This window comes from Actinocorallia populi (assembly GCF_002995495.1).
GTDB classification, from domain to species: domain Bacteria; phylum Actinomycetota; class Actinomycetes; order Streptosporangiales; family Streptosporangiaceae; genus Actinocorallia; species Actinocorallia populi.
Window position 1 is genome coordinate 693,285 of the sequence record NZ_PVZV01000001.1, and the last position, 26,512, is coordinate 719,796.

At 71.5% G+C, this 26,512-nt stretch carries 29 protein-coding genes, 1 tRNA gene and 1 pseudogene; 15 read left to right on the forward strand and 16 right to left on the reverse strand.

Annotation, left to right across the window (positions count from 1 at the left end; all coding sequences use genetic code 11):
* Positions 1-104: 104 nt before the first annotated feature.
* Together C2865_RS03465 and C2865_RS03470 are read right to left on the reverse strand one after the other, a co-directional pair.
* Complete coding sequence (locus C2865_RS03465) at positions 105-293, reverse strand: hypothetical protein (protein ID WP_106396789.1); 189 nt, start codon at positions 291-293, stop codon at positions 105-107.
* 68 nt (positions 294-361) lie between these two features.
* The gene (locus C2865_RS03470; protein ID WP_232835320.1) at positions 362-1,654 is read right to left on the reverse strand and encodes an MATE family efflux transporter; all 1,293 of its coding nucleotides are present in this window, start codon (positions 1,652-1,654) and stop codon (positions 362-364) included.
* 227 nt (positions 1,655-1,881) lie between these two features.
* On the opposite strand from C2865_RS03470, the gene dnaB reads away from it, so the two are divergent.
* On the forward strand, positions 1,882-3,234 hold the full coding sequence (gene dnaB / locus C2865_RS03475; RefSeq protein WP_106396791.1) for a replicative DNA helicase: 1,353 nt from the start codon (positions 1,882-1,884) through the stop codon (positions 3,232-3,234).
* A gap of 30 nt (positions 3,235-3,264) precedes the next feature.
* Here dnaB and C2865_RS03480 read toward each other — a convergent pair whose 3' ends face one another.
* Entirely contained in the window at positions 3,265-4,230 is a 966-nt protein-coding gene (locus C2865_RS03480; protein ID WP_106396792.1) for an immunity 49 family protein, read from the reverse strand.
* Between the two features lie 383 nt (positions 4,231-4,613).
* Between C2865_RS03480 and C2865_RS03485 the strand changes: the two genes are divergently transcribed.
* The 4 genes from C2865_RS03485 to C2865_RS03500 all read left to right on the forward strand — a co-directional run bounded on the left by C2865_RS03485 (position 4,614) and on the right by C2865_RS03500 (position 8,125).
* Positions 4,614-5,459, forward strand: coding sequence for an aldo/keto reductase (locus C2865_RS03485; protein ID WP_106396793.1), 846 nt, complete (start codon positions 4,614-4,616; stop codon positions 5,457-5,459).
* A gap of 72 nt (positions 5,460-5,531) precedes the next feature.
* Positions 5,532-6,920, forward strand: coding sequence for a DHA2 family efflux MFS transporter permease subunit (locus C2865_RS03490; RefSeq protein ID WP_106396794.1), 1,389 nt, complete (start codon positions 5,532-5,534; stop codon positions 6,918-6,920).
* 99 nt (positions 6,921-7,019) lie between these two features.
* On the forward strand, positions 7,020-7,487 hold the full coding sequence (locus C2865_RS03495) for an ATP-binding protein (RefSeq protein ID WP_106396795.1): 468 nt from the start codon (positions 7,020-7,022) through the stop codon (positions 7,485-7,487).
* Positions 7,484-8,125 carry a B3/B4 domain-containing protein gene (locus C2865_RS03500; protein WP_106396796.1) on the forward strand — a complete coding sequence of 214 codons (642 nt, stop codon included), beginning with the start codon at positions 7,484-7,486 and terminating at the stop codon, positions 8,123-8,125. Before C2865_RS03495 ends, C2865_RS03500 begins: the two co-directional genes overlap by 4 nt.
* 96 nt (positions 8,126-8,221) lie before the next feature.
* On the opposite strand, the gene C2865_RS03505 is transcribed toward C2865_RS03500, so the two are convergent.
* The 5 genes and pseudogenes from C2865_RS03505 to upp all read right to left on the reverse strand — a co-directional run bounded on the left by C2865_RS03505 (position 8,222) and on the right by upp (position 11,781).
* Positions 8,222-9,487 (reverse strand): helix-turn-helix domain-containing protein, encoded by a 1,266-nt coding sequence (locus tag C2865_RS03505; protein WP_232835321.1) that lies wholly within the window; start codon positions 9,485-9,487, stop codon positions 8,222-8,224.
* 528 nt (positions 9,488-10,015) lie between these two features.
* A pseudogene (locus C2865_RS03510) lies at positions 10,016-10,525 on the reverse strand (PH domain-containing protein); the annotation flags it as partial.
* Positions 10,522-10,680 carry a hypothetical protein gene (locus C2865_RS39205; RefSeq protein ID WP_157963539.1) on the reverse strand — a complete coding sequence of 53 codons (159 nt, stop codon included), beginning with the start codon at positions 10,678-10,680 and terminating at the stop codon, positions 10,522-10,524. The gene C2865_RS39205 and the pseudogene C2865_RS03510, both read right to left, overlap by 4 nt.
* Positions 10,681-10,771: 91 nt before the next feature.
* A complete protein-coding gene (locus tag C2865_RS03515) occupies positions 10,772-10,999 on the reverse strand; it encodes a hypothetical protein (RefSeq protein ID WP_106396799.1) in 228 nt (75 codons plus the stop codon).
* 146 nt (positions 11,000-11,145) lie between these two features.
* The gene (gene upp / locus C2865_RS03520) at positions 11,146-11,781 is read right to left on the reverse strand and encodes a uracil phosphoribosyltransferase (RefSeq protein WP_106396800.1); all 636 of its coding nucleotides are present in this window, start codon (positions 11,779-11,781) and stop codon (positions 11,146-11,148) included.
* A gap of 51 nt (positions 11,782-11,832) precedes the next feature.
* On the opposite strand from upp, the gene C2865_RS39890 reads away from it, so the two are divergent.
* The 5 genes from C2865_RS39890 (at position 11,833) to C2865_RS03540 (ending at position 13,693) form a co-directional block, all read left to right on the forward strand.
* A complete protein-coding gene (locus C2865_RS39890; protein WP_198652864.1) occupies positions 11,833-12,009 on the forward strand; it encodes a hypothetical protein in 177 nt (58 codons plus the stop codon).
* 139 nt (positions 12,010-12,148) lie between these two features.
* Positions 12,149-12,637 carry a tRNA adenosine deaminase-associated protein gene (locus C2865_RS03525; RefSeq protein ID WP_106396801.1) on the forward strand — a complete coding sequence of 163 codons (489 nt, stop codon included), beginning with the start codon at positions 12,149-12,151 and terminating at the stop codon, positions 12,635-12,637.
* Positions 12,638-12,657: 20 nt separating this feature from the next.
* The gene (locus C2865_RS03530; protein WP_106396802.1) at positions 12,658-13,125 is read left to right on the forward strand and encodes a tRNA adenosine deaminase-associated protein; all 468 of its coding nucleotides are present in this window, start codon (positions 12,658-12,660) and stop codon (positions 13,123-13,125) included.
* A 3-nt stretch (positions 13,126-13,128) separates the two neighbouring features.
* A complete protein-coding gene (gene tadA / locus C2865_RS03535; protein WP_232835322.1) occupies positions 13,129-13,596 on the forward strand; it encodes a tRNA adenosine(34) deaminase TadA in 468 nt (155 codons plus the stop codon).
* Between the two features lie 10 nt (positions 13,597-13,606).
* Positions 13,607-13,693: transfer RNA gene (locus C2865_RS03540), tRNA-Ser, on the forward strand.
* Positions 13,694-13,932: 239 nt separating this feature from the next.
* Here C2865_RS03540 and C2865_RS03545 read toward each other — a convergent pair.
* Entirely contained in the window at positions 13,933-14,226 is a 294-nt protein-coding gene (locus tag C2865_RS03545) for a type II toxin-antitoxin system VapB family antitoxin (RefSeq protein ID WP_106396803.1), read from the reverse strand.
* Positions 14,227-14,303: 77 nt separating this feature from the next.
* A complete protein-coding gene (locus tag C2865_RS03550; protein ID WP_232835323.1) occupies positions 14,304-15,176 on the reverse strand; it encodes a nitroreductase/quinone reductase family protein in 873 nt (290 codons plus the stop codon).
* Between the two features lie 88 nt (positions 15,177-15,264).
* On the opposite strand from C2865_RS03550, the gene C2865_RS03555 reads away from it, so the two are divergent.
* The 4 genes from C2865_RS03555 (at position 15,265) to C2865_RS03570 (ending at position 18,657) form a co-directional block, all read left to right on the forward strand.
* On the forward strand, positions 15,265-15,741 hold the full coding sequence (locus C2865_RS03555) for a MarR family winged helix-turn-helix transcriptional regulator (protein ID WP_106396804.1): 477 nt from the start codon (positions 15,265-15,267) through the stop codon (positions 15,739-15,741).
* A gap of 34 nt (positions 15,742-15,775) precedes the next feature.
* On the forward strand, positions 15,776-16,876 hold the full coding sequence (locus C2865_RS03560) for a winged helix DNA-binding domain-containing protein (RefSeq protein WP_106396805.1): 1,101 nt from the start codon (positions 15,776-15,778) through the stop codon (positions 16,874-16,876).
* 162 nt (positions 16,877-17,038) lie between these two features.
* Positions 17,039-18,208 carry a DUF2157 domain-containing protein gene (locus C2865_RS03565; RefSeq protein WP_106396806.1) on the forward strand — a complete coding sequence of 390 codons (1,170 nt, stop codon included), beginning with the start codon at positions 17,039-17,041 and terminating at the stop codon, positions 18,206-18,208.
* The gene (locus tag C2865_RS03570) at positions 18,205-18,657 is read left to right on the forward strand and encodes a GDYXXLXY domain-containing protein (RefSeq protein WP_106396807.1); all 453 of its coding nucleotides are present in this window, start codon (positions 18,205-18,207) and stop codon (positions 18,655-18,657) included. Before C2865_RS03565 ends, C2865_RS03570 begins: the two co-directional genes overlap by 4 nt.
* 74 nt (positions 18,658-18,731) lie before the next feature.
* On the opposite strand, the gene C2865_RS03575 is transcribed toward C2865_RS03570, so the two are convergent.
* The 5 genes from C2865_RS03575 to C2865_RS39900 are packed head-to-tail and all read right to left on the reverse strand — an operon-like array spanning position 18,732 to position 24,285.
* Positions 18,732-19,517 carry an ABC transporter ATP-binding protein gene (locus tag C2865_RS03575; RefSeq protein WP_106396808.1) on the reverse strand — a complete coding sequence of 262 codons (786 nt, stop codon included), beginning with the start codon at positions 19,515-19,517 and terminating at the stop codon, positions 18,732-18,734.
* A complete protein-coding gene (locus C2865_RS41310) occupies positions 19,501-20,823 on the reverse strand; it encodes an oligopeptide/dipeptide ABC transporter ATP-binding protein (RefSeq protein WP_269802688.1) in 1,323 nt (440 codons plus the stop codon). The genes C2865_RS03575 and C2865_RS41310 overlap by 17 nt, the downstream gene beginning before the upstream one ends.
* Positions 20,820-21,632: an ABC transporter permease gene (locus tag C2865_RS03590; RefSeq protein ID WP_106396809.1), complete on the reverse strand. Its 813-nt coding sequence runs from the start codon at positions 21,630-21,632 to the stop codon at positions 20,820-20,822. Before C2865_RS03590 ends, C2865_RS41310 begins: the two co-directional genes overlap by 4 nt.
* A gap of 35 nt (positions 21,633-21,667) precedes the next feature.
* Positions 21,668-22,708 (reverse strand): ABC transporter permease, encoded by a 1,041-nt coding sequence (locus C2865_RS39895; RefSeq protein ID WP_232835324.1) that lies wholly within the window; start codon positions 22,706-22,708, stop codon positions 21,668-21,670.
* Positions 22,705-24,285, reverse strand: a complete 1,581-nt coding sequence (locus tag C2865_RS39900; protein ID WP_198652866.1) for an ABC transporter substrate-binding protein — start codon at positions 24,283-24,285, stop codon at positions 22,705-22,707. Before C2865_RS39900 ends, C2865_RS39895 begins: the two co-directional genes overlap by 4 nt.
* Positions 24,286-24,438: 153 nt before the next feature.
* Here C2865_RS39900 and C2865_RS03600 point away from each other — a divergent pair, with 153 nt between their 5' ends.
* On the forward strand, positions 24,439-25,701 hold the full coding sequence (locus tag C2865_RS03600) for an ROK family transcriptional regulator (RefSeq protein WP_106396810.1): 1,263 nt from the start codon (positions 24,439-24,441) through the stop codon (positions 25,699-25,701).
* On the opposite strand, the gene C2865_RS03605 is transcribed toward C2865_RS03600, so the two are convergent.
* Positions 25,696-26,511 (reverse strand): SGNH/GDSL hydrolase family protein, encoded by an 816-nt coding sequence (locus C2865_RS03605; protein ID WP_106396811.1) that lies wholly within the window; start codon positions 26,509-26,511, stop codon positions 25,696-25,698. The genes C2865_RS03600 and C2865_RS03605 overlap by 6 nt on opposite strands.
* Position 26,512: the final 1 nt, after the last annotated feature.

The following is a 26,512-nucleotide window of genomic DNA, read 5'->3' on the forward strand; positions in this document are numbered from 1 at the left end:
CTGTGCGTCTGCCGCGAGGGATCGGACGAGGTCTCGCCGGTCCGACGTGCCTTGTTCGAGTGCGTTGCCGCGAAGCCGTCGTGTGCGGCCGCGGTGGGGAGCGGTCAGTTCTCGACGCGGGGGGTGTAGGCGCGGCGGCGGGTGGATTCGGGGTCGATGCCCTCGACCAGCGTGCAGATATGGGTGACGCGCTCGGCCAGGACGTCCGGCGGCAGGTCGGCCAGGCCGTGTGCCGCCAGCTCGTCGATCGCCTGTGCCAGGCGAGCCAGCCTCTCCCCGTGCGGTGAACGCATGTTCGAATCTTAGCGAACCCGGCCGTCGCTCCGAGTAAGTTTTCGAACATCTGTATCAACGATTTCGATCAACGAACGGCTCCGGTGACCAGCCAGGCGCCGGTTCTGGCGCGGGCACCCAGGGTGAGGAGGCGGACGAGCATCCACCAGCCGAGGGCCGCCCACAACACGGCGATGCCGTGTCCGGCGGCCAGCCGTGCGGCCGGCAGGAAGGCTGCCAGGGTGAGGACTCCGGCCCAGGCGAGGTAGCGCATGTCCCCCGCGCCGATGAGCACCCCGTCCAGGACGAAGGTCAGCCCGCCGAGCGGCTGGATGAGCGCGACCACGAGCAGCGCGCGGACGAGCAGGGCGGAGACCTCGGGGCTGGCGTCGAACAGCCCGGGGATCCAGGGCGTGGCGGCCAGGAGGAGCACGCCGAACCCGCATGAGGTGAAGAGGCCCCACCACAACATGCGTCGGGTCACCTCGCGCGCGGCCTTCTGGTCGCCCGCGCCGAGGTGGCGGCCGAGCAGGGACTGCCCCGCGATCGCCACGGCGTCCAGCACGAAGGAGGACAACAACCAGATGCGTGAGCTGATTCCGTACGCGGCGGCGACGTCCGTGCCCTGTTGCGCGGCGACGCGCGTCGACAGGACGAGCGTGGCCTGAAGCGTGACGGTGCGGATGACGAGCGCGAACCCGGAGGACACCGCGGCACGCAGGCCCTGCCGGTCGGGTCGCAACGAAGCCCCGTGGCGCCGCGCCAGGCGCAGCACCGTGACCAGGTAGATGAGGGCGCCTCCGGTCTGCGCGGTGACGGTCCCCCAGGCGGAGCCGGCGATTCCCCAGTCGAAGACGAGCACGAACAACACGTTCAGCACGAGGTTGGCGGTGAACATCCCGACGGAGACGTACAGCGGGACGCGTCCGTTCTGCAGCCCGCGCAGCACGCCGGTGCCCGCCAGGACGACGAGCATGCCGGGGGCGCCGAGCAGGCTGACACGCAGGTATTCGACGGCGTACTCGTTGTCCCCGAAGAACCCGACGATGGCGGGACTCATCGGAAGGCCGACGGCTATCAGCGTCACGCCGATCGCCAGTGCGAGCCAGAGCCCGTCGATTCCCTGCCGGGTGGCATGCCGGAGGTCTCCAGCGCCGACCTGGCGCGCGACCGCGGCCGTCGTCGCGTACGCGAGGAAGACGCAGACGCCGATGAGCGCGGTCAGCGCCTGGCCCGCGATGGTGAGTCCGGCCTGCTGCGCCGTGCCGAGGCGACCGACGATCGCCGCGTCGGACAGGAGGAAGAGCGGCTCCGCGACGAGCGCGCCGAACGCCGGAACGGCCAGATGCAGGATCTCCCTGTCATGTTTTCTTTTATCCACAGATGTGGACGAACGTTTCCGCAGCTCAGGCTCCTATCCACAGTTGTGCGAACACGGTTTTCCACAAGTTGTCCCCAGGTTGTCCACAGGCTTTGGGGAGTACTGCACAGGTCATCCACAGACTCGTCCACAGATCAACTTGGGTGAGAAGGGTGATGGCCAGAGAATGTCAGAGGGTTCCGTTAGAACTGTGACGTAGGTAGGGCTCGGGGAAGGAAGTGCGCCGGGTGAGTATCGCGGAGATCTCTCGGCAGGAACCCGAGTTCGAACGGGTGCCGCCGCACGACCTGAACGCGGAGCAGTGCGTGCTGGGCGGCATGATGCTGGCGCCGGACGCCATCTCGGACGTCGTCGAGCAGCTGCGGTCGTCGGACTTCTACCGGCCCGCCCACCAGGTCATCTACGACGTCATCCTCGACCTGTACGGGCGGGGCGAGCCGGCCGACGCCGTGATGGTCGGCGCCGAGCTCACCAAGCGCGGCGAGCACGCCCGCACCGGCGGCGCCCCCTACCTGTTCACCCTCATCAACTCGGTGCCCACCGCGGCCAACGCGGGCTACTACGCGAAGATCGTCCAGGAGCGTTCGGTGCTGCGCCGCCTCGTGGAGGCCGGCACCCGCATCGTGCAGCTCGGCTACGCCGCGGGCGCCGACGCCGACGACCTGCTCGACCAGGCGCAGGCCGAGGTCTACGCCATCGCCGACAAGCGCTCCGGCGAGGACTACCTGCCGCTGAGCGAGATCATGCCGTTCGCCCTCGACGAGATCGAGGCCATCGGCAGCCGCGACGGCCAGATGACCGGCGTCCCCACCGGCTTCACCGACTTCGACTCCCTCACCAACGGCCTGCACCCCGGCCAGATGATCGTCGTCGCCGCCCGCCCCGCGATGGGCAAGTCCACCCTCGCGCTGGACTTCGTGCGCGCCGCCTCCATCAAGCACGGCCTCACCTCGGCCTTCTTCAGCCTGGAGATGGGCCGCAACGAGATCACCATGCGCCTGCTTTCGGCCGAGGCCCGCGTCGCCCTGCACGCCATGCGCTCGGGCACCATGAACGACGACGACTGGACGCGCCTCGCCCGCCGCATGAGCGAGGTCGCCGAGGCCCCCCTCTTCATCGACGACTCGCCCAACATGTCGATGATGGAGATCCGCGCCAAGTGCCGCCGCCTCAAGCAGCAGCACGACCTCCGCCTGGTCGTCATCGACTACCTCCAGCTGATGACGTCCGGCAAGCGCGTCGAGAGCCGCCAGGTCGAGGTCTCGGAGTTCTCCCGCTCCCTGAAGCTCCTCGCCAAGGAGCTCCAGGTCCCGGTCATCGCGCTCTCCCAGCTCAACCGAGGCCCCGAACAGCGGACCGACAAACGTCCCATGGTCTCCGACCTGCGCGAATCCGGATCTATCGAGCAGGACGCGGACATGGTCATCCTTCTCCACCGAGAAGACGCCTACGAGAAGGAATCCCCACGAGCAGGTGAAGCCGACCTGATCGTTGCGAAGCACCGTAACGGCCCCACCGCCACGATCACCGTCGCCTTCCAGGGCCATTACAGCCGCTTCGTCGACATGGCCACCGGCTGACCGGACGGCCGTGCGAACCGGCGATGCGGCTCAAAGAGCCGGGTCGTTCTCCCCGGCGTCCGCCCGCCGCAACGCGTCCGGGGAACCCAGGAGGTCGGGCGGCAGGTAGCCGGAACGGATGGCCGGCGCCCACCCGTGCACCTGGACCGCGAGGGCGGCCACGGCGAGAGTGGTGATCGGCAGCAGGGTCCTGGGGGCGGGGTCGGGCCCGGCGCTCTCCCGGTGTTCGATGAGCCGGGCCACGAGGGCCTGTTCGAACGCATGCCGGTCGTCGTCGAGAAGGACGCGGAGAAGGCGCTGGTCCGGTGTCAGGCGGCCGGCCGCGTCCAGTCGCCGGGCCGCCTCGGCGCGGTCGTCGGCGTCCGGCTTGCACAGGGGCACGGTGGGCCAGGTCCGGGTCCAGACCGGCCCCCCGGAGCTCCGGGGCGGATTCCTGTGCTCCGGGGCCAGGTAGCGGCACAGGGCGTCCATCGTGGCCAGATCCGCCGGATCCGAGACCGAATCCAGCTTCGAGTACGGAACCCCGTCGCGGATCGCGGGCGCGTAGTCGTTCCTCAACATCAGGCCGATCACTCGCTGCCATTCCCACACCAGGCCGCTGACCAGGCTCAGCGCGAACACGTCGACCCACGTTCCGGCTGCGGGGACCAGCTCGGGGGACTCGCAGAAGCAGACTTCCTCGGTGCGGAGCACCTCGCTGATGAGGGGGAAGAGGACCTCCTGGTCGCCGCGGGGGAAGCAGCCGACGCTGAGCACCCCCAGCGCGCACTCCGCCGCGGTCCGCAGTACCGAGCGCGAGGGGCCGTCGAGTGCGGGGTCCTGGATGGTGCGGGCGGCGATGTGGTCGAGGAGTTCGTCACAGAGTTCCTGCAGCTTCTTCGGAGATGCCTCGTCGTAACGCAGGGAGACCCACCGTCGCCGTGTTCGCTGCTCGATGCCGTCGAGCGCGCGGGCCACGTGCTGTCCGCTGACTTCGTGACGTGTGACTTCCCGCACGGTCGCCGCCCTTTCCTGATCTTCCGTCAGGCAAGGCACGCTATCAACGGGTTCGGACATCCTCCGCGGAGGAGATCGGGAGGCCTCGACGGCGACACCGGTCGGCCGACCACGGGAAAAGGCCACGGGGGAACGGTCCCGGCGCCGTGTGACCGCACCACACGACGCCGGAACGGTGTCTCCCCGACACCTGCCGGAAGAACCGGCCGCCGGCTCAGTGTGACCCGTGCTGATAGGCCCGTTATATGCCAGAAAAGACGGAAAACAGGAAACCTGTCTGCGGATCATGACAACTTCCGGCGGGAGGCGCAGGTCGGCGGCGTGCGGAATTGATCTTTCGGCCGCTTTACCGGCAGGGGAAAGGCAGCGGTAAAGTCACGCGCATGTCGTTCGAGATGTTCTTCATCGGCCGTGACCTGCCCGTGCACCGGATCGGTCTGGGGACGGGACGGCTGGTCGGCAAGGGCTACTGGGGACCGGGCGGGGAGCGGGCGGACGCCGTCCGGCTGCTGCGCCACGCCGTCATGCGGGGCGTTGACCTCATCGACACCTCCGGGGACTACGGCCCGGGACTGGCCGAAGAGCTGATCGCGGAGGCGCTGCGCCCCTACCCCGTCGGACTGGTGATCGCGACCAAGGGCGGGATCGTCCGCACGTCGGCGACGGAGTGGCATCTGGACGGGCGTCCCGAGTCGCTCCGGGAGATGTGCGAGGCCAGCCTCCGCCGGCTCGGACTGGAGACGATCGACCTCTACCAGCTGCACCGCATCGACCCGCAGGTCCCCCTGGCCGAGCAGCTCGGCGCGCTCACCGAGCTGCGGAACGAGGGCAAGATCCGGCACATCGGGCTGGACAGCGTCTCCGCCGAGCAGCTGAGGGCGGCGACGGAGCTGGCCGAGATCGCCTCCGTGCAGAACCGCTTCCACCTGCTGGACCGCGAGGCCGCCTCGCTCCTGGAGTTGTGCGAGGAGCGCCAGGTGGCCTTCCTGCCCTGGGCTCCGCTGAACGACGGCGCGCTGACCGCGTCCGGCCAGCCGGTCGTCGACGAGATCGCCGCGGCGCACGACGCCACCCCGGCGCAGGTCGCGTTGTCCTGGCTGCTCCACCGCTCCCGGGTGCTGCTGCCGGCTCCCGGCACCACCTCTGCGGCGCACCTGGACGAGAACCTCGCCGCGGGCGACCTCGAGCTCTCCCCGGAGGAGCTCTCCAGGCTGCAAGAAATCGCCTGATACCCGTACAACGGGAATTTTCTTTGACCTGTCAGACTTCCTGTGGTCGGCTGAGGACCGCGGGAGGGGTGCATGACGAAGGTGACGCCGAAGGTCGCGGTCAGCGTGGTCTTCGTGTGCTCGATGTTCCTCTCGATCCTCGACACCACCATCGTCAACGTGGCGCTGCCCCGGATGGCGGAGTCGTTCGGCGTCCCCGTCGGCGGCATCGGGGCGATCGTCACCGGTTACCTGGTGAGCCTCGCCGTGGTCATCCCGGCCTCGGGCTGGCTGGCCGACAGGTTCGGCTACCGCAAGATCTTCCTGGTGGCGCTGGCGGTCTTCACCCTCGCGTCCGCGCTGTGCGGGCTGGCCCAGAACGAGGGCCAGCTGATCGCCTTCCGGGTGCTGCAGGGCGTGGGCGGCGGCATGATGACGCCCGTCGGCTTCGCCATGCTGCTGCGGGAGTTCCCGCCGGCCGAGCGGCTGCGGGCCAACCAGGTCCTCATGGTGCCGACCGCGCTGGCCCCGGCCTGCGGCCCCGTGGTGGGCGGCCTGCTGGTGGACACGGTCGGCTGGCGCTGGGTGTTCTACGTCAACGTGCCGATCGGGATCGGGGCGTTCCTCTTCGGCCTGCTCACCCTCCCCGACCACGGCGGCAGGAGCGCGGGACGGTTCGACCTGGCAGGGTTCGTCCTGGCCGGCGCGGGTTTCGCCGGAGTGATGTACGCGCTCACCGAGGGTTCGGCCCTGGGCTGGACCTCGCCGGAGATCCTGGGCGCGGCGGCGGCCGGGTTCGTCCTGCTGGTCCTGCTGGTGCGCGTCGAGTCCCGCAAGGCGGAGCCGATGGTGCGGTTCGCCCTGTACGGCGACCGCCTGTTCCGCCGGACGAGCAGCGCGGCGATCCTGTCGACCGCGGGCTTCATGGGCGTGCTGTTCCTGGTGCCGCTCACCCTCCAGGCGAACCGGGGGCTGAGCGCCCTGCAGGCGGGCCTGTGCGTGTTCCCCGAGGCGCTCGGCGTGATGCTCGGCTCCCGGTTCATGGACCGGCTGTACTCCCGGCTCGGCCCGCGGCGGCTGATGGCGGGATCGCTCGGCCTGGTCGCCCTGCTGATCCCGCTGGCGGGCGTGGTGCCCCTCGCCGTCCTGCCCGTGGTGATGTTCGCCCTCGGCTACGTCATGTCGCACGTCTTCGGTTCGGTGACGGCCGCCGCCTTCGCGACGGTGCCGGCGGAGTCGTCGGCCCAGGCGTCCACGCTCTTCAACGCCCAGCGCCAGCTGGGCGCGGCGCTGGGCGTCGCGACGGCGGCCACCTGCCTGACGCTGCTGGCCCGCTCCGGCGACCACCGCTGGGCGTTCGCGGTCACCGCGGTGTTCTCGCTGGTGGGCGCGCTGCTCGCCCTGCGGATCCCGGACGAGGACGCCGCCGCCACGATGGGAGCCCCCGCTTCGGCGAAGAATACGCAACCGGCACCCGCCTGAGGCCGCCAGGTGTCCGGAAACGGTTGCGGCCTTGACCATAAAAGAGCACCATTGTGTCACTGACCAATCACGCAGCGTGATCATGGTGGAGGCGGCGCGATGGGTGCTCAAGTACGCAGTCTGCGGCTTCCCGGCCGTCCGGAGCAGGTCGGGGCGGCCCGGCGCTTCGTCGCCGACGCCCTGGGGGCCGCTCACGCCCACCGGGACGCGGCGGTCCTCCTGGTCAGCGAGACGGCCACGAACGCCGTCGAGCACAGCGGCAGCGGCGGTCCCGGCGGGCACTTCGTCATCACCGTCAGCCACACCGACGCCTGGGCCAGGGTGGTGGTCGCCGACGAGGGGTCGGTGGGCATCCCGTGCTTCTGCCGGGTGAGCGCCGAGTCCACCGAGGGCAGGGGCAGCGAGCTCCTGGACGGGTGCGCCTCCCGGTGGGGCTTCACCCGCGGCCCCAGGGGCACCCATGTGTGGTTCGACGTCGGCACCGAACCGCCGGAACCGGGGTGCCGTCCCTGCCCGAGCCGGGCTGAGGCGGTGGCCGGCGGCGCCCCCGGCATACTGGAACCATGATCGAACAAGTCGTCGTCGACGAGTCCGTCCACGCGCTGCGCCCCGACTTCGGGGTCCTGGTGATGACCGCCCACGGGCTGCGCAACGGCCCGGGCGACGCGGAATCGGCCTCCTGGCTGGCGGCCGCCGCGCGCACGGCGAACCCGGAGGATCCCCATGTCCACGCTTGGCGCGAGGCGTACCGGGCGTTCGGCGCCAAGCCGAACCGCACGCGTCCGTCGGTGGACGCGCTGCTGCGCCGGGCGGACTCGCTGCCGTCCATCAACCGCGTCGTGGACGCCTACAACGCCGTCAGCGTGGAGTACGCGCTGCCGATCGGCGGGGAGGACCTCGACAGGTACCTGGGTCCGGCCCGCCTGACGGTCGCCACGGGACGGGAGACGTTCGACGCGGACGAGCCGCCTCTGCCGGGCGAGGTGATCTGGCGGGACGACGAGGGCGTGACGTGCCGGCGTTGGAACTGGCGGCAGTGCGTCCGGACCCGGATCACCGAGGACACCCGAAATGCCGTTTTTCTTCTGGAAAGGCTGGAGCCTTACCCGTGGGAACGGCTGCACGCGGCGGGCGAGGCATTGGCGACCCGGCTGCGCGCGATCTCTCCCGAGGTCGAGATCGAGGGAAGGCTGCTGCAGGCGTAAAGACTCCGGACACTCTCCGGTCAAAAAGGCGAACAGGTTTCTGGAACAACGGAAATCCGCCGCGGAGAGGCTCTCCACGGCGGATTTTCCGGTACGTCAGTGGTCGGCGAAGGCCTGAGCGTCCTGCCGGGTGGGCCGCAACCCCACTGACTCCAGCGCCCTGCGGTAGGCGGCGGTCGCGCTGGCGCCGTCACCCGCCGCGTCGAAGAGGTCGCCCAGCTCGCGGGAGAGCGAGGCGGTGAGCCTGCTGGCGGGCAGCCGCTCGAGCCGGACGGCGGTGGCCCGCAGGATGGTCAGCGCCGCCTCCCGGCCGGACTGCGCCAGATGCGCCTGGGCCAGCACGAGCTGCGCCTGCGCCATGATCGGGCCGAAGTCCTGGCGGGGCATGCCGTCCAGGGTGTGGCGGACGGTGGAGACCGCCTCGTCCAGCCGGCCGAGCCGGATCAGCGCCCGCGCGGACTCGATGACGCAGGCCGTCGCCTCGTCCCCGCTCAGCTCGGGCGCGGCGGACATCAGGAGGTCCAGCGCGCGCCGGTTGTCGGTCTCGTCGCCGTGGATCAGCGCCCGGGCTCCGGCCACCCGGAGCCGGGCCTGCGCCGCGGAACGCGACCGCGCCGAGGCCGTCACCAGCGCCTGGTCGGCGAGGTAGATGGCGTCGCCCAGCGCGCCCTCCGCGAGGGCACGCTCGCTGGCCCTGCGGTGGTCGACGGTGATGTCCGTCTCGTCCGGCATGTGTCGGGTGAGCGCCTGCGCCCGCACGGTGTCGCCCCGGTCGAGGTAGGCCAGCAGCAGCACCCGGGCGACCTCGGCGAGGTCGGAGCCGCTGGTCAGGCCGAGCCCGGTGAGCCGCTCCAGCGCCCGCTCGCCCAGCGCCACGGCCTGGCCGAGGTCGCCGACCGCGTGGTAGCAGCGGGTCAGCGCGATGACGGAGGGCAGCCAGCTGGTGCGGCCCGCGTCCCGTTCGGCCAGCTCGCGCAGCTCCTCGAACTCCGCGATGGCCTCGCCGGTCCGGCCGAGCCGCTCCAGCGCGGCGGCACGGCCCCAGCGGGCCCGCAGGGTCAGTTCGGGATTGTCGTCGGCGGCGATGACCTCGTCGAAGCCCTCGAGCGCCCCGAGGGCGTCCCCGCCGAGCAGCGCGAGCTCGCAGTGCCGGGCGCGGACCTCGACATGGGCGCGCTGCTCGGGCTCGATGCCCTCGGAGAGGTACTCCGGGGTGCAGCCCAGCCGCTCGGCGAGCAGCTTCAGCACGGCCGGGGTGGGGGTGCGCTTGCCCGACTCGATCAATGAAATGTAACTGTCGGAGAGGTCGTGCCCGGCCAGTTGGGCCTGCGACATGCGGCGGGTCAGCCGCAGGTCACGCACGCGCTCTCCGACACTGCCTGGACCCGGCATGACAACTCTCTCGCGGAAGATCGGGGGTGGTGGGAGATGCCAACATAATTCACACCGAACGATCTGTGAGTGCGAAAAGAACCCACACGGTGCATTCGCAAGACTAGCCAATCAGGGGCCGTCATAGCCGCGCTGTATCACACCTGTGACATTAGGGGTCAGGAACACAGTGCGGATGGCTGTAAACCCCGGATACGACCGCGGCCCGCGCCCCCTTCGGGGCGCGGGCCGCGGTCGGTCCGGAGGTCAGCCCTCCGGCACCTCGTCGGGTACCACGCGCTCGGCGAGCTGGCGGTGGAGTTCGGCGGCCTGCCGGTGCCACTCGCCCGCCTCGCCGACCAGCTGGTCGAGCTGGGACTGCACGCCCTCCAGGCGCAGCCGCCTGGTCTCCAGGTCGTGCACGTTTCCGGTGGTGACCTCGGCCGCGAGCTCGGTGCGCATCTTCGGAACGGCGTCGATCATCTCGCGCAGCCGCTCCTCCAACGACTTCGTCTTGCCGTTGGGGAAGATCATCTCGCAGACCTCGGCGTACAGCTGGTCCGGATAGGGCAGGAAGTCGACCTCGCGCAGCGCCTGGTCCTGGCCCGCGGACTCGGCGATGAACTTGCCGTAGCCCAGCACCCTGCCCACGGGCGAGCGCTCGTAGCTCATGTCCGTGACCTTCGACAGCGGCATCATCGCCACGTCGCGGGTGATGAGCCCCGTGGTCAGCAGCATGCGCTGGTTGGTGATCACGAAGTAGACGACCGACCACTCGGCGACCTCGTAGACGAACCAGCCGAGCAGGACCAGCCAGCCCAGCCAGATGAAGTCGACGACCTGGCCGGCCTCGCCCCCGGCGACCCTGTTGGAGAGGATCCCCGCCAGGATCAGCCCGCCGAGCACGAACAGGACCGGCTTCATCAGCACGGCCGGGTGCTTGCGCACCACGATGACCTGGCGCTCCTGGGGCAGCAGGTAACGGTTGATCGTGGCCGGAGCGGAGTCTCCCGGCGTGACCAGCCTCATGCGCCCAGCGAGGACACGAACGTGCCGACGGCCGTGGCGGCGTCACCGAGGCCTGCGGCCATACGGTTGATCAGATCCGCCGCGGCGCCGGGTTGGTTGACTACGTAGAGGACGGCGAGTATCCCACCGGCCCACTTGAGGTGCTTCTTGTTCACGAACCGCCTCCCGCAGAGGACTGCCAGACCCAGCCCCACAGTAGCGGTCCTACCCCGGAAAAACCCCTTTCCCACCGGGGGTTTCGCGATTTCATCCGCCGAGGCGGGGTGACCTTTCAGCGGCCACGATCGCGAGCACACGCAGGTGTCGGCGGGCTATCTTCTCGACCAGATCCGGTTCGTCCGATCCGATCACGTCATGAGCGCCGTGAAGTGCGGCGGAGACGCATCGATCGACGGTGGAAACCGGATGGACGGCGGCGAACTCCTTGCGCAGCCGCCCGGCCAGTTCTTCGTAAGCCTGCAGGTCCTGAGCCATCGACGCGTTTCCTCACCTCGCTCGCAAAGCCCCGGCGGGTCCCCCAGCGGGCCAGGGCGGCGAGAGGAGCATCACGCTCCGTGCGTGGTTATTACCCGGAGGAGATGCCGGTCGAACCTGGCGGACACCGATGTGTCGTGCCTTCGTCAGACCGTTCCGTACAGACGGTCGCCGGCGTCGCCGAGGCCGGGGACGATGTAGCCGTTCTCGTCGAGCCGCTCGTCGATCGCGGCGGTGACCACCTTGATCGGGGTGGTGTCGGGGAAGGCGCGCTCCACCACCGCCAGGCCCTCCGGGGCGGCCAGCAGGGTGATCGCGGTGACGTCGCGGGCGCCCCGGTCGAACAGCAGGCCGATCGCGGCGGCCAGGGTCCCGCCGGTGGCGAGCATCGGGTCGAGGACGTAGCACTGGCGGCCCGACAGGTCGTCCGGCAGGCGGGTGGCGTACGTCTCGGCCTGCAGGGTGCCCTCGTTGCGGACCATCCCGAGGAAGCCGACCTCGGCGGTGGGCAGCAGCCGCGTCATGCCGTCCAGCATGCCCAGGCCCGCCCGCAGGATCGGCACCACCAGCGGGACCGGGCGGGCCAGGCGGACGCCCTTGGCGGGCCGGACCGGCGTGTCCACGGTGACGGAGGTCACGCGCACGTCACGGGTGGCCTCGTAGGCCAGCAGAGTGACGAGTTCGTCGGCCAGACGGCGAAATGTTGGCGAATCGGTGCTCACGTCACGCAAAGTAGTCAATTTGTGTGCCACAAGCGGGTGGTCCACCGCGAGGATCTCCATGTTCTTCACGCTAACAGGGATGAGACATGGTGGAGCGGGAAGGAGAGGCCCATGGACGGGAGTGAACAGTGGACGGAGGAGGAGGTCCGTGACCGGCTCCGGCGCCGCGCCGCCTTCCTGCGCGACCTCGCCGAGGCGCGGGAGCTTCGCCGGCGGGTGGCCCCCCGCCGCTCCCGGCGCGCGCAGATCCATGCGACCCTCCGAAGGAGGACTTTTCGTACTGAGTAGTGTTCGGTACTGATCCATCGTTCCGGCCGGACCGCCCGAGCGAAGCGACCGGGCAACGAGGAATTACCCGGCTCTCCCCTCACCGCGGCCCGGCATCTGGGAACATTCCGGTGGGCGCACAGGACTCGGCGGGTGAGTGATGACGGACAACGAGGCGACAGATTTCGCCGTCGTGGTGTATCGGGAGGAAACCAGCTGGGAGGCCGAACTCCTTCCAGTGGCGCTGACCGAGGACCTCGACGGATTCGTCCACGCGCTCCGGCAGATCCCGGGGCTCGGCGGCACCATCGGACTGGCCGCGGTCGGCGACGACTTCTTCGTCGCGGTCCGCATCCTCGGCGAGGAGGTGATGGTCTTCCTCTCCGACGTCACCGCCTCCCTCGACTGGCCGCTCGCCCGGCAGGTCCTGGAGTACCTGGAGATCGACATCCCCGACGAGGACGACGACCTCGACCAGGTGCTGCCCGTCGGCGACATGTCGATCTTCGCCGACCTCGGCATGGACGAGATGGAGCTCGGCGCGATCTCCGGCGACCTCGAGGCCTACCCCGACGAGATGCTGCTCTCCGTCGGCGAGAAGATCGGTTTCGCCGCACCCCTGGAGCGGGCCCTCGACAGCCTGGCGTGACCGCAGGTCACAATAGAGGAGTGCCGTACTTCGCCGCAGTGTTCGCGCAGACCGATGAAGGCTGGATGGCCGCCGAGGCCGAACTCGCCGAAAGCGAGACGACCGAGGATGTGACCGACCTCCTTCGCGAAGCCGCCCTCGAAACCTCCGGCGGCCCCGTCCTCCTCCTCGTCGAGGAGAACGACGCCTGGTTCGGCGTCCTCCGCCTCGACGGGGAAGACGACCCCAGGGTCTTCCTCTCCGACGGCTCCGCCGCCCACAACAGCGCCCTCGGCGGGCTCCTCACCGAGCTCACCGAACCCGTCGGCGAGCACACCGGACCCGCCGCCGACGGCGACCCCCTCGGCGACCCCGCCCTCCTCGCCGACCTCGGCACCGACGAAACCCGGCTCCTGCGGCTCAGCGAGCGCGCCATCCCCACCGACGCCCTCACCGACATCGCCGAACACGCCGGATTCACCGAAGAACTCGACTCCCTCCGCGCCTGAGCCATGCCCGACGACCCGCTGCCCCGCTACCGGGCCTGGATGCGCCAAGCCCTCACCGAAGCCCACCGAGCCGACCCCGACGTCCCCATCGGCGCCGTGGTCACCGGACCCGACGGCACCGTCCTGGCCCGCGCCCACAACGAACGAGAACACACCGGCGACCCCACCGCCCACGCCGAGATCCTCGCCCTCCGCCGCGCCGCCACGGCCCTCGGCCGATGGCGCCTCACCGGCTGCACCCTCACCGTCACCCTCGAACCCTGCACCATGTGCGCCGGAGCAGCCGTCCTCGCCCGCGTCGACCGCATCGTCTACGGCGCCACCGACCCCAAAGCAGGCGCCATCGGCTCCCTCTGGGACGTCGCCCGCGACCGTCGCCTCAACCACAACCCCGAGGTCGTCACGGGGATCCTCGCCGAAGAATGCGCCGCCCCCCTTATCCGTTTCTTCTCCACCCGCAGAGTCAGGTAGGCTCTCCCGCGGTGGTGTCGCCTAGTGGCCGAGGGCGCGCGCCTCGAAAGCGCGTGATGGGGCAACTCATCCGAGGGTTCAAATCCCTCCACCACCGCCGTGCGGGCCCTCCTGCTCGCAGCCCTTCGGGGCTGCTCGCCGGGGGGCCCGGCTCCTTTTCCACCGGGGGGACGACCCCCCGGGCCCCCCGATGTGGGGGGTCTCCCCCCACGCCCCCCTGCGCGTGGTGCTCTTTGTGGGGGGCTTTCCGTTCTCCTGTGGTGGGGCTTTCCATCCTGTGGTGGGGTTTTTCGTCCTTTGGGGGGCTTTTCGTCCTTGGGTGGTGGTTCTTGGTTTTTAGAACATGTCCAGGATTCGGGCGTGGAGGACTGTGCGTTGGTGGAGGGCGGCTCTGAGGGCTCTGTGGAGGCCGTCTTCCAGGTAGTGGGTGTTCTGCCAGTGGACGACGTGGGGGAAGAGGTCGCCGTAGAAGGTGGAGTCCTTGGCCAGGAGGGAGTGGAGGTCCAGCTCGCGTTTGGTGGTGACCAGCTGGCTCAGCAGGATCTGGCGGGGCGGGATGTTCGCCCAGTCCCGCTGGGTGAGCCCGTGCTCGGGATAGGGGCGGCCTTCGCCCACTGCCTTGAAGATCACGGGTTCGAGTGTATGAGGGGTTCTGTGGTGCCTTCATCCGTTCGCACCCGTGAAGAGCTCGGAGAACGTGCTTCCGGTCAGGATTCCGGGTGGGCGAGGGTCACGGAGTTGAGCAGGGGGACGAGCTGCTCCTCCTCGTAGGCGAAGTGGGCTTCCAGTTCTGCGGTCATCCGGGTCAGCTCGGCCTGGAAGCGGGCGGGGTCGGTGGTCTCGACGTCGTCCAGGAGGGCGCGTAGGGCGTTCTTCGTCCGGATGACGGCCCGGTGCTCGTCGCGCAGCCTTTCCAGGGTGGGGGACAGGCCGGGGAAGAGCTTCTCGAGCCGGGGGAACACGGCGTCCTCGTTGGTGTGGTGCTCGCCGAGCGCGTCGCAGACGGTGAAGCAGTGGGTGCGCAGTTGCGCGCCCAGGTCGGGGGCGGGGCGGGCGGAGGGACGGCCGGTGAAGAAGGCGGCGGCCTCCTCTCGGATGGCGGCGAGCCGGTCGAGCAGTTCGGCGTGGACCTTCACGAGGTGGTCGCCGATGGCCGCCGCGCGGTCGGCGCGGTGCGCGGTGTCGTACAGGGCGACCACGGGGATGGCGCGGGTGGTCTGCCGCTGGTACTCGGCGTAGGCGGGGACGAGTTCGCTCTGGCGCGCGTACTGCCGGTCGCGTTCCCCTCCCTGCAGGGGGAGGGCCGTTGCCCGGTAGGAGGCGGTGCCGACCTCGACGGTGACGCGGGGGTCGGCGAGGACGTTGTGGTACCAGGCGGGGTGGTTCGGGCCGCCGGCGTTGGAGGCGAAGACGAGCAGGCGGCCGCCGTCGTCCAGGTAGGTCAGCGGTGTGGTGTGGCGGCGGCCGCTCCTGGCGCCTGTGGTGGTCAGCAGGAGCAGCGCGGCGCCCTCGAACATGCCGCCGACTCTGCCTTCGTTGGCACGGAACTCCTCGATGATCTTCAGGTTCCACTCGCTCAAGGCGGGCCTCTCTATCCTGGGAGGACACGGTCGATTTGCTTTGTAAGCAAATACACTTATAGAGCAAAGCTATTTTGGGAGCAAAGGTATGTCAACCGGCGAGCCGGACTCCGCGGGTCTGACGGTCGACGACGGCATCCGCACGATGCTGCTGCTGATGCCGCGCATGGTGGGGGCCGCCAAGAAGCTCAGGGTCCCGCCCGCGCTGCGGTCCTTCGATCTGGCCCCGCGCCACCTGTCGCTGCTGGCCTACCTGCTGTTCGACGGGCCCACCGGGGTGAACGCCCTGGCGGAGCGGCTGGAGGTGGCGCCCACCACCGTCAGCCTCATGGTCGGCGACCTCAGCAGGCAGGGCATCCTGGAGCGCCGCGAGGACCCCGCCGACCGCCGCCGCACGATCGTCAGCATCGCCGACGGCCACCGGCGGTCGATCCACGACTGGCTGGCGCAGAGCGCGGGAGCCTGGCGGACGGCACTGGAGCCCCTCACCCCCGAGCAGCGCCGGCTGGTCGTGGACGCCCTCACCGTCTACGAGCGCGAGGTCACCGGGGGCCACCGGAGCTGAGAGGACTGTCGGCGCCCGTCGTTAGGGTGAGGCCATGACGGGTTCCGGGAAGGTCCTCAGCCGCCGGGCGCTCAACCGGGCGCTCCTGCGGCGGCAGCTGCTCGACGAGAGGACGCGGCTCGGGACGGAGGAGGTGCTGCGGCACCTGGTCGGCCTGCAGGCTCAGCAGCCGATTCCGCCCTATTTCGGGCTCTGGTCGCGGGTGGAGGGGTTCGCTCCGGACGACCTGGCGGAGCTGGTGGCCGGACGGAAGGCGGTCCGGGCGAGCCTCATGCGCTGCACCGTCCATCTCGTGACGGCCGACGACTGCCTGCGGCTCCGGCACGTGATGGGCCCCGTCATCGACCGCCAGCTGCGCGGGAACTCCACGTGGGCCGCCGCGCTGGCGAAGATCCCCGACCTCGAGGCGCTGGCCGAGGCGGCGAGGGAGTTCCTGGCCGAGCCGCGCGGGAGCAAGGAGCTCGGGGAACGGCTGGGGAAGCAGTGGCCGGAGCACGATCCGGCCGGGCTGGCCCGTGTCGCGCAGTTCCTCGTCCCCGTCCTGCAGACACCGCCCCGCGGGTTGTGGGGCAGGAGCGGGATGCCCGCCTGGGCGGAGATGGAGAGCTGGCTGGGGAGTCCCGTCGACAGGACCGCCCAGGCCGGTGAGGTGCTGCTCCGCTACCTGGCGGCGTTCGGGCCTGCGTCCGTGGCCGACATGCAGAAATGGTCCGGGCTCACCGGGCTGGCGGAGGTCTGCGCCGGTCTCGACCTGCGCACCTTCCGGGACGAGCAGGGCCGCCTCCTGTACGACCTGCCGGATCTGCCGCTCCCGGACGAGGACGCTCCCGTCCCCGTCCGGCTCCTCGCCGAGTACGACAACGTGGTCCTGTCGCACGCCGACCGCTCCCGCATCCTCGACGCCGGGCACCTCCCCCGGGTCGTCACCAAGAACGGCATCGTGAAGGGGACCGTCCTGGTGGACGGTTTCGTCTGCGGCACCTGGAAACTCGGCAAGGGGAGCGTGGCCGTCACACCCTTCGCGGGGCTGTCCCCGGCGGACACCGAGGCGGTCGAAGCCGAGGCGCACCGGCTCCTCGCCTTCGCCTCCCCGGCCGCGAAGTCACCGAAAGTCGACTTCGACCCGGCCGGTTGACGGGATTCCCGCACGGGCCTTCCCGGCGGGTTCGCGGCGATCCGCAGGCAGCCCGGCTGGATCGGGGTGAGCGACCGCACGGTCTCCGGTGTCCGGGCGCTCAAGCGGATTGAGTAGTTGTGCTCAGGACGCGGTGTCCGTCGCCGGACCATACTGGCGCGCATGGACGCAGTGCACATTTCGCCTAAACGGCTCGCCTGGTTGCGGGGCGAGCTGGCCGCCTGGCAGGCGGCCGGGCTGATCGACGGGGACACGGCGGCCGGGATCGAGGCCCGGTACGACGGGAGCCGCCGGTTCGCCCTGGAACGGCTCGCACTGGTCCTCGGCGCGGCGTTCGTGGGCGTCGGCCTGCTCTGGGCCGTCGCGGCGAACTACGAGGAGTTGTCGCCGACGGTGCGGCTCGCCGGGATCGTCGTGATCTGGCTGACCGCGGTGGCCGTCGCGGAGCTGCTCGCCTCCCGGTTCTCCGGCGCGCTGCCGGCCGCGGTCCAGGTGATCGCGGTGGCCGCGGGAGGCGGGGTGGTCTTCCAGGCGGCGCAGAACCTGCACGTACCGGCGGGCAGTCCGGAACTCCTCGGAGCGTGGGCCGGAGGAGCGCTCGCCTACGCCTACGCCACCCGGGGGAGGGCTCCGCTGGTCGTCGCGGTCGGCCTCGGCGTCGGCTGGTACGCCTGGTGGGCCGCCGACAACACGGGAAGCTACGGCGTGGTGGCGTGCGCCATGCTCGTCGCCGCCGTCTTCGCGACCGCTCTCGCCCTCCTGCACGAGCGCCGGACCCCCGCCTTCGCGACGGTCTGGCGTCCCGCCGGAGTGCTGCTCTCCCTGGTCGGGCTCTACCTGGTGGCCATCCCTGACGGCTCTTTCGACGCGACGGGCGTGTTGTGGTCGGGCGCCGTCGCCGTAGCGGTCCTCGTCGCCGCAGTGGCCTGGTTCGGTGCTCCCCGCGGAGCGGAAGGCCGTCCGGGATTCGCCCGTGGAGAGGTCGCGGCGATCCTGGGAATCCTGGGCGGAGGACTCCTGCTGGCGGTCTGGAATCCGGACGGGTCGATGGCGTCTCCGTCCGGGGAGGCGCTCGTCCGGGCCGTCGCGGGGATCGTCGGATACGTACTGGCGGCGGCCTGGTTCGCGGTGCTGGGGACGGCACGGGCGCTGCCGGGGGTGGTGCCGCTGGCCACGGGTGCGCTGGTCGTCTTCGTCACCACGCAGAGTTTCGCGATCTTCGCCCCGCTGTTTTCCGGCGCGGCGCTGTTCCTGGTGCTCGGCGCCGTCTTCCTCGGCACCGGCGTGCTCGCCCACCGGGGGCGCCGCCTGATCACGGAGGTGTCCCGATGAGGTCCTTCCCCCGTCCCGCCTGGGTGGCCGCGGCCGTGCTCGTCCAGGGAGCGCTCGCCGTCGGGGTCGTCCAGCCGCAGTTGTCGGCCCGCCTGACCGGCGCGGAGTACCGGCTGGCGGTCGCTCCCGTCGATCCGATCGACCCGTTCCGCGGCGCCTACGTCCAGCTGAGCTACCCGGGGCTGCCCGACGGCCCCCCTGGTTCGGCCGGTTTCTACGTTCCGCTCGTCCGCGACGGTTCCCTGTGGAAGGGCACCGGACCCGTCACGGTCCGCCCGAAGTCCCCCTACCTGAGCTGCGAATCGCACAGCTGCGGCCTCGACAGCTTCTTCGTTCCCGAAGAACGCGCCCGTGCCATCGAACAGGACATCAACGCCGACCGGCTGGCCGCCGTGATCCGCGTGGACGACCGGGGACGGGCCGTCCTCATCCGGCTCGAACCCCGCTGAGGACCGGCCTGGAATCCGCAGGACGGCACGCGGGGCGGCTCACCCGGCCGCGCCGAGGACCCGCGAGGGAGGTCTCAGTGGTGGTGGGCGGTCTCCCGCAGGGAAGGCGGCCGCGGTCCGGCGGAGGCCGGGACGGGCAGGGCCGGGTAGTCGACGAGGCGGGCGCACCAGCGGGTGAGAAGGGGCCGGTCGTGGCCGATGGCCAGGAGGGCGGCCCCGGTCTCGGCGCGGTAGGACTCGACGGCGTTCACGAGGGTGGCGGTGGTGGAGGCGTCCAGCATGGCCGTCATCTCGTCGCAGATGAGGAGTGACGGGCGCAGGACCAGCGCACGGGCCAGGCAGGCGCGCTGGAGCTGGCCGTCGCTGACCTCGTGGGGGCGGCGGGTGAGGAGGTCGCCGGTGAGGCCGACGCTCGCGGCGAGGGGGCGGACGTGCTCGTCGGCGGCGGCGCGGTCGCGGCGGGGGACGGCCCGGGTGGCGCGCAGGGGCTCGGCGATGAGGTCGGCGAGGGTCAGGCGGGGGTCGGCCGCGGTGCGGGGCTGCTGGAAGACGAAGCCGATCGACGTGCGCTGGGCCCTGGGAGCGCGGTAGCGCCAGCCGGTCACGGGAGCGCCGTGGAGGGACACCGAACCCGCGTCGGGACGGTGGAGGAGGGCGGCGACCCTGGCGAGGGTGGATTTTCCACAGCCGCTGGGGCCCAGCAGGGCGACGGACTCTCCGGCGGGGACGGTGAGCGAGACGTCGCGGACGACGGGCGGCCGTCCCGGGTAGCCGGCGGTGATGGAGCGCAGCTCCAGGGCGGGGGCGGGGCCCTTTTCGCGCTGGACGGCGCTGCCGGAGGCCTCAGGAGTGGAGGGCATCGTTCTTCTCCGGATGCTCGCTGGCGGGCTCCGCCGGATCCGCCGGGAACTCCGGGTGATCGGACAGGCGCGGAATGTCGGTGCCGGGGTGCGGGATCGGGGTGTGCGGGTGGTGGCAGGCCACCCCGTTCTCCAGGAGGGGCAGGTCCGTGGTGCAGACGGGGGTGGCGGCGGCGCAGCGGGGGGCGAAGGCGCAGCCGGACGGGAGGGCGTCCAGTTCGGGTGGCATGCCGGGGATAGGGGCGAACGCCCTGGTGGGGAGGGCGTCGAGCAGCCGGCGGGCGTAGGGATGGCGGGGCCCGGGTGAGCCGAAGAAGGAGGCGGCGTCGGTGAGCTCGACGATACGGCCCGCGTACATGACGGCCACCCGGTCGGCGATCTGCTCGGCGGCGGCCAGGTCATGGGTGATCATCAGCAGGGTGCGGCCGGTGCCGACATGGCCGCGCAGCTCGGCGACGGTCCTGTCGACGAGGTCGCGGTCCAGGCCCGTCGTCGGCTCGTCGGCGAGCAGGAGCGGCGCGCCGCCGACGAGGGCCAGCGCGGTGGCCGCGCGCTGGGCCAGCCCTCCCGACAGTTCGTGCGGATGCAGGTCCAGGTGGTCGGCGGGGAACGCGGCCCGCTCCGCGGCGGCCAGGACGGCCCCGCCGAGGTCCGCCTTGGAGACGCCGGTCAGCTCCCGGATCGTCTCGGCGAGCTGGGAACGGATCGTGCGAACGGGCGTCAGGTGCCCCGCCGGGCTCTGCGGGATCAGCCCGACCAGGCGCCCCCGCACCCGGGAGGCGAGCACCCGCTCCCCGGCGGAGAGCAGATCGAGCCCGCCTTCGAGACCGGCTCCGGCGTCAGCGCCGGTCGGCAGGCCCGGCCCGCTCCCGGCTCCGGCGCCAACACCGGTCAGTAGGCCCGGCCCGCTCCCGGCTCCGGTGTCAGCGTCGGTCGGCAGGCTTGACCCGCTCCCGGCTCCGGCGTCAGCGCCGGTCGGCAGGTTCGGTCCGTCACCTGGACCGGTCGGCAGGCCGCGTCCGTTCTCGAGGGCGGTGCCGTCGGCCGTCAGGGCGCGTTCGTCGCCGGCGGGCGGGGCGGGGGCGAGGAGGGCGTTGCCGGTGGTGGTGGCGTTGGCGGGGAGGAGGCCGAGGAGGGCCGAGGCGAGGACGGACTTGCCGCAGCCGCTCTCGCCGACGAGGGCCAGGCATTCGCCGGGGGCGAGGTCGAAGGAGGCGCCGGTGACGGCGGCGACCCGGCGTCGGGAGCGGGACCGGTGCACGGTGAAGCGCACCGAGAGGTCGCGGACGGAAAGGAGGGGGCTCACAACATCAGCTCCGATCGGCGTCGCGGGTTCAGGCGTTCCCGCCACGCGCCGGCGAGGCCGGCGATCGCGAGGGTGGGCACGATGATGAACAGCCCCGGGAAGAGCGTCGGCCACCAGTCTCCGGCCAGGAGGGTGCCGCGGGAGTCCTGGATCATGTTGCCGAGGCTGGCCTGGTGGGAGGGGAGGCCGAGGCCGAGGAAGGACAGCGCGGTCTCGTGCCAGACCGCGTGCGGCACCAGCAGGACGGCGGCGAGCCCGGCCTGGGGCAGGACCGCCGGGACGAGGTGCCGGGTGGCGACCCGGATCCGCGACGCGCCCCCGGAGACGGCGGCGTCGACGTACGGGCGGCCGCGCAGGGAGAGCACCTCGGCGCGGACGATCCGCGTCGTGGAGAGCCAGTGCGTGAGCCCGATCGACAGGATCACCGGCCAGACCCCGGGTCGGAACATCGCGATGATGAAGATGCCGAGCATGAGGTGGGGGACGGAGGAGAAGGTGTCGACGATCCGCATGACGAACCGGTCGGTCCGGCCGCCGAGCAGTCCCGCCGCGGCTCCGACCGCGGTGCCGATGAGCGCGGCCCCGAACGCGGCGACGATCCCCACGAACAGCGAGACCCGCAGCCCGTAGACGCAGCGCAGCAGCACGTCGCGCCCACTGCCGTCGGTGCCGAACGGGTGCTCCCAGGACGGGGGCAGCAGCGTCTCGCGCAGGTTGACGGCCTGCTGGTCGAGCGGGAAGAACAGCGGCACGGACAGCACCGCCAGCGCGAGGACCGCGACGATCCCCGCCGAGACCCGGGTCCGCATCGGGTTCCGCCCCCCGGGCTCGGGCTGGAGGGGTGTCACAGTTCCTCCGGGTTCACTCGGGGGTCGGCCAGGCAGTAGAGGACGTCGGAGAGGAGGTTCCCGGCCAGGACCGCGGCGGCGGCGAGGACGGTGACCGCGGCGAGGAGGGGGAAGTCGGCGGCGGTGGCGGCCTCGGTGGTGGCCGCGGCCATGCCGGGCCAGCTGAAGATCGTCTCGATGAGGAGGGCCCCGGTGATCACCTCGGGGACGCGGGTGCCGATCAGGGTGAGCACGGGCAGGAGGCCCGAGCGCAGCGCGTGGCCGAACAGGACGGTGCGTTCGCGCAGGCCGCGGGCGCGGGCGCCGCGCACGGGGTCCTCGGTGAGGGCCTCGGTGACGCCCTGCCGGACGTAGAGCAGGAACCACGGCATCTGGGAGATCGCCAGGACCCCCGCGGGCAGCACGAGGTGCCGCAGCAGCCCGCCGGGGGTGATGGTGTCGGAGCCAGGTTCGCTGAGGCCGCCCGCGGGCAGGACGCCGAGCTGGAGTGCGAAGAACCAGATGGCCAGCAGGCCGACCCAGAACGAGGGGGCGGCCTCCAGCGCGTAGGCCAGGGAGGTGAGGGAGCGGTCCAGCGGGCCGCCGGGCCGCCGGGCGGCCGCGACCCCCAGGACGACCGCCACCGCGATGGCCGCCGCGAGCCCGGTGGCGCACAGCAGCGCGGTCCACCCGATCCGTTCGGCGATCACGTCGGCGACCGGCTGCCGGAAGATGCTGGACTCGCCGAGGTCGCCGGTCAGCGCGGACGTCAGCCAGTTCCACCACTGCCGGGGGAAGGGCTCGTCCACGCCGAGGTTGCGGGCGACCTGGTCGAGGGTCTCCTGCGACGCGGTGAGCGCCGCCGACCCCAGGTACTGCTTGACGGGGTCGAACGGCGAGGCCGCGGACAGCGCGAACACCCCGAAGGTGACCGCGGCCAGCACCGGCACGGCCGCCAGCAGCCGCCGTCCGACCAGCCGCAGCAGCGTCCCGCCCAGGCCCCGCCGCCCGAAGGGGGCGCGCGGGACCCGCGGAGGCGCCTTCACGAGGGAGGTCACCGCGGAAGGGTCCAGTCCTGGAGGTTCCACCAGGGGCCGCCCATGCCGTGGTCGTGCGGCTCGAGCTGGGTCGTCAGGCCCTCGTACGCGTCGGAGACGACGTAGTCGTGGCCGATGTGGGTGAGGTAGGTGTAGCCGGGGTTGTCGGCGAACCGCTGCTGGACGGTGGTGTAGGCCTCGCGGCGTTCGGCCTCGTCGCCGCTCTCGCGGCCGGCGTCCAGCGCCTCGTCGACGCCGGGGTCGGTGTAGTGCCCCATGTTGTTCCAGCCGTTGCCGATGAGGCCGGAGTGCAGGGTCGAGTAGAGGTCGAAGTCCGGGTCGAACCCGGCACCGCCGCCCGCGAGCACCGCGTCCTCGCCGAGGAGGGGCTCGATGACCTCCCACGTCCCGGCCTGCACCTTCACCTCGACGCCGATCCCCTTGGCCTCGGAGGCGTAGGCGAGCGCGTGGTCCTGGCGGAGCTTGTCGCCGGAGGGGTACCAGAGGTCGAAGGACGCGCGCCGCCCGTCCTTCTCGCGGACCCCGCCGTCTCCGGCCTTCCATCCGGCCGCGTCGAGGATCTGCGCCGCCTTCGCGTCGTCGTGGGCGACCTTGGTCTCCGGGGCGAACCACGGGCTGTTCTCGGGGATGGGGCCGTAGGCGGGCCGTCCGGAGCCCCGGAGGATCGACTCGACCATGAGTTCGCGGTCGACGGCCAGGTTGAGCGCCTGCCGGACGGCCTTGTCGCCGGTGACGGGGTTGCCGGTCGGCAGGGTGACGGACCGGTAGTCGACGGACTCGGCGCGCATGACGCGGGTCCCGTCGGCCTTCTCGAACGTCCGGGCGAGGGAGGGCGGGAGCACGGCCCCGTCGAGCTCCCCGGCCCGCAGCCGGGTCGCCCGGACGTCGTCGTCGGGGATGAAGACGGCGGTGAAGGTCTTCACCTCGGGGGCGCCGCCCCAGTAGCCGGGGTTGGCCTTGAGGACCATCTTCTCGCCCTTGCGCCAGGACTCGAGGACGTAAGGCCCGGTCCCGACGGGGGAGGTGTTGTAGGCGCCGGTGTCGACGTCCTGCCCGGCGGCGGCCTTCTGCGAGGCGATGGGCAGCACCGTGCGCTCGGCGAACGGCGCGTAGGGGTACTTCAGCCTGAAGACGACGGTGTGGTCGCCTTCGGCGGTGACGCTCTCCACCGCCGCGATCTCGTCCCGGGAGCCGTTGCTGGTCTTCTCGTCGAGGATCGTCTCGTAGGTGAAGACGACGTCGGCGGCGGTGAACGGCGTCCCGTCGCTGAACTTCACGCCCTGCCGCAGTGTGTAGGTGTAGGTCAGCCCGTCCTGCGACACCTCGGGCAGGGCGGTCGCGAGCGCGGGTTCCAGTTCGAGCTTCTGGTTCCGCTGGAGGAGCCCGTCGAAGATCTTGGAGTTGCCGTCCTTGCCGTACCCGAGCAGGGGGCTCAGGGTGTCCGGCTCGGTGGCCAGTCCCACGGTCAGCGTCGAGAGGTCCTGCCCGCTCTCCGCGTCCGGCGCCGAACACGCCGCGAGCCCGGCGACGAGCACCGCCGCGGCCAGCGTCCTCGCCCCGCCCCTCCACGACCTCACGTATTCTCCGCCCTTCGTTAGCTATTGCAAGTGACTTGCAATTACAGACCTCGTGCATGACAACACATCCCGGCCTTGTCTGTCCAGTCAGAGATATAGGTCACGTGCGACGGCGGAAGGCCGCCCGGCGGGCGGTGCGGCGATACTGGCCGCATGGCGGACAGCAGGGCGGGCCGGGGCGGGCGGACGCAGGAGGAGATACGGCAGCGCCATCTGGGGGAGCTGCTGCGGCGGGTGCACGTGGAGGGCGCCCTGTCGCGGGCCGCGCTCGCCGGGCGGATGGGGCTGAACCGCAGCACGATCATGACGTTGACCGCGGAGCTCGCCGCGGCGGGGCTGGTGCGGGAGGAGAAACCGGCGGAGACGGGGCGTGCCGGGCGGCCGTCCCTGGTCGTCACGCCCGAGCCGGAGCGGGTCTTCGGGCTGGCGTTCGACGTGGCGGTGGACCGGCTGGTGGCGGCGCGGGTCGGGCTCGGCGGGCGGATCCTGGAGCGCCGTGAGGCGGTGCGGCCCCGGGCCGGCGTCGATCTCGACGACGTCGTCGGGGTGCTCGCCGGCTTCGGCCGGGAACTCGCCGCCGCGGCCGCGCCCGGCGCGGTGTGCGCCGGGCTCGGCGCGTCCTACTGCGGCATGGTCAGGCGCGCCGACGGGATGGTGCGCTACGGGCCGCACCTCGGCTGGGTCGACCAGGCGTTCGGCGCGAAACTCGCGGACGGCCTGGGGCTCGGCCTGCCCGTCGAGGTCGGCAACGAGGCGCATCTGGGCGCGATCGCCGAACACACGCGCGGCGTCGGCGTCGGCGCGGACGACCTGATCTACCTGCACGGGGACGTCGGCGTGGGCGGCGGGATCCTCGTCGGCGGCAAGCTCCTGGACGGCGACGGCGGCTACGGCTGCGAACTGGGCCACATGCTGGTGAACCCGTTCGACGGCAGGCCGTGCCTGTGCGGCTCGCGCGGCTGCCTGGAGGCCGAGGTCGGCGAGGAGGCGCTGCTCGACCTCGCCGGACGCTCCGGCGAACTGTTCGGCAGGGACGGCATCCGCGCCGTCGTGGCACTCGCCGGGCAGGGCGACGCCCGCGCCGGACGGGCGCTGGACCACATCGGCGACTGGCTCGGCGTCGGCGTGGTCAACCTGATCAACCTGTTCAACCCCGCCGTGGTGGTCTTCGGCGGCATGCTCCGCGACCTCTACCCCGGCACCGCCGCACGCGTCCGCTCCCGCATCGACGCCCACGTCCTGCCCGTCTCCCGGGAGCGCGTCCGCCTGGCCACCACCGCCCTCGCCGACGACACCACCCTCCAGGGCGCCGCCGAACTGGCCTTCTCCGCCCTCCTCGCCGACCCCCTGGAAACCCTCACCGCCCGCCCGCCGTCACCGGGCCGGACGGCGGACCGCCCTCGAGGCGGGTCATGACCGGTCCGGGGCGACGGCCTGCCCTTCGGACAGCCACCGGGCGACGAGGCCGGTGACGATCTCGCCGCCGCGGTCGTTCAGGTGGAGGTGGTCGACGAGGAGCGCGAGCCCGTTGCCGCGGGAGACCTCGTCCCAGCTCCGCCCCAGGAGGTGGTGCTCGGCTCCGGCCGCGAGGGCGGTCACGAAATCGAAGCCGTACGGGGTGCCGCCGCCGTTCTCCTGGAGGAAGGCGACCGCCTGCTCGTGCAGGGGAAGGTAGTCGACCCGGGCGCGCTCGGCGGTCTCCTTGATCACGGCGTTGTAGCCGACGAGTTCGCGGTTGCGCCGCGAGCCGAGGTCCTCGCCGATCGGGGGCAGGGACAGCAGCGCGATCCGGGCCGAGGTCCTCTCCTTGATCCGGCCGACGATCGCGCCGAAATTGGTGCGGTACTCCGCCAGGGGCACGCCGTCGAGGACGTCGTTGGTGCCGACCAGGATCGTGACCGCGTCCGGGCGGCACGCCACGATGTCGGAGTCGACCCGTTCGAGGAGGCCGCCGCTGGTGTCGCCGTTGACGCCTGCGTTGACGAACTCGTACCCCCGGTGCTCGGGCCGGTCGCGCAGCGCGCCGACCCAGTTCGCGCCGAGCGTTCCCTGGGTCATGCTGGCGCCCGCCGCGACGACCACGGGGCCGGGGCCCGGTTCTCGGCCGCACGCTTCGGCGGGCGGGTTCTCGGCCGAGCGTACGAACGTCAGGTATCCGGCGGTGACCGTGAGGCCGAGCACGGTCGCGAGCAGCACGCCCACCGCGATGAGGATCCGCTTCTTCATG

Bases quoted from the DNA above. Each gene is read 5' to 3' on its own strand.
- C2865_RS03600 (WP_106396810.1), top strand. From the start codon at position 24,439: ATGGCGGACAGCAGGGCGGGCCGGGGCGGGCGGACGCAGGAGGAGATA.
- C2865_RS03565 (WP_106396806.1), top strand. From the start codon at position 17,039: ATGGACGCAGTGCACATTTCGCCTAAACGGCTCGCCTGGTTGCGGGGC.
- C2865_RS03515 (WP_106396799.1), bottom strand. From the start codon at position 10,999: ATGGCTCAGGACCTGCAGGCTTACGAAGAACTGGCCGGGCGGCTGCGC.
- C2865_RS03560 (WP_106396805.1), top strand. From the start codon at position 15,776: ATGACGGGTTCCGGGAAGGTCCTCAGCCGCCGGGCGCTCAACCGGGCG.
- C2865_RS03485 (WP_106396793.1), top strand. From the start codon at position 4,614: ATGTCGTTCGAGATGTTCTTCATCGGCCGTGACCTGCCCGTGCACCGG.
- C2865_RS03590 (WP_106396809.1), bottom strand. From the start codon at position 21,632: ATGCGGACCCGGGTCTCGGCGGGGATCGTCGCGGTCCTCGCGCTGGCG.
- C2865_RS03575 (WP_106396808.1), bottom strand. From the start codon at position 19,517: ATGCCCTCCACTCCTGAGGCCTCCGGCAGCGCCGTCCAGCGCGAAAAG.
- C2865_RS03465 (WP_106396789.1), bottom strand. From the start codon at position 293: ATGCGTTCACCGCACGGGGAGAGGCTGGCTCGCCTGGCACAGGCGATC.
- C2865_RS03570 (WP_106396807.1), top strand. From the start codon at position 18,205: ATGAGGTCCTTCCCCCGTCCCGCCTGGGTGGCCGCGGCCGTGCTCGTC.
- C2865_RS39890 (WP_198652864.1), top strand. From the start codon at position 11,833: ATGGACGGGAGTGAACAGTGGACGGAGGAGGAGGTCCGTGACCGGCTC.
- upp (WP_106396800.1), bottom strand. From the start codon at position 11,781: ATGGAGATCCTCGCGGTGGACCACCCGCTTGTGGCACACAAATTGACT.
- C2865_RS03525 (WP_106396801.1), top strand. From the start codon at position 12,149: ATGACGGACAACGAGGCGACAGATTTCGCCGTCGTGGTGTATCGGGAG.
- C2865_RS03555 (WP_106396804.1), top strand. From the start codon at position 15,265: ATGTCAACCGGCGAGCCGGACTCCGCGGGTCTGACGGTCGACGACGGC.
- C2865_RS03495 (WP_106396795.1), top strand. From the start codon at position 7,020: ATGGGTGCTCAAGTACGCAGTCTGCGGCTTCCCGGCCGTCCGGAGCAG.
- C2865_RS03490 (WP_106396794.1), top strand. From the start codon at position 5,532: ATGACGAAGGTGACGCCGAAGGTCGCGGTCAGCGTGGTCTTCGTGTGC.
- C2865_RS03500 (WP_106396796.1), top strand. From the start codon at position 7,484: ATGATCGAACAAGTCGTCGTCGACGAGTCCGTCCACGCGCTGCGCCCC.
- tadA (WP_232835322.1), top strand. From the start codon at position 13,129: ATGCCCGACGACCCGCTGCCCCGCTACCGGGCCTGGATGCGCCAAGCC.
- C2865_RS03605 (WP_106396811.1), bottom strand. From the start codon at position 26,511: ATGAAGAAGCGGATCCTCATCGCGGTGGGCGTGCTGCTCGCGACCGTG.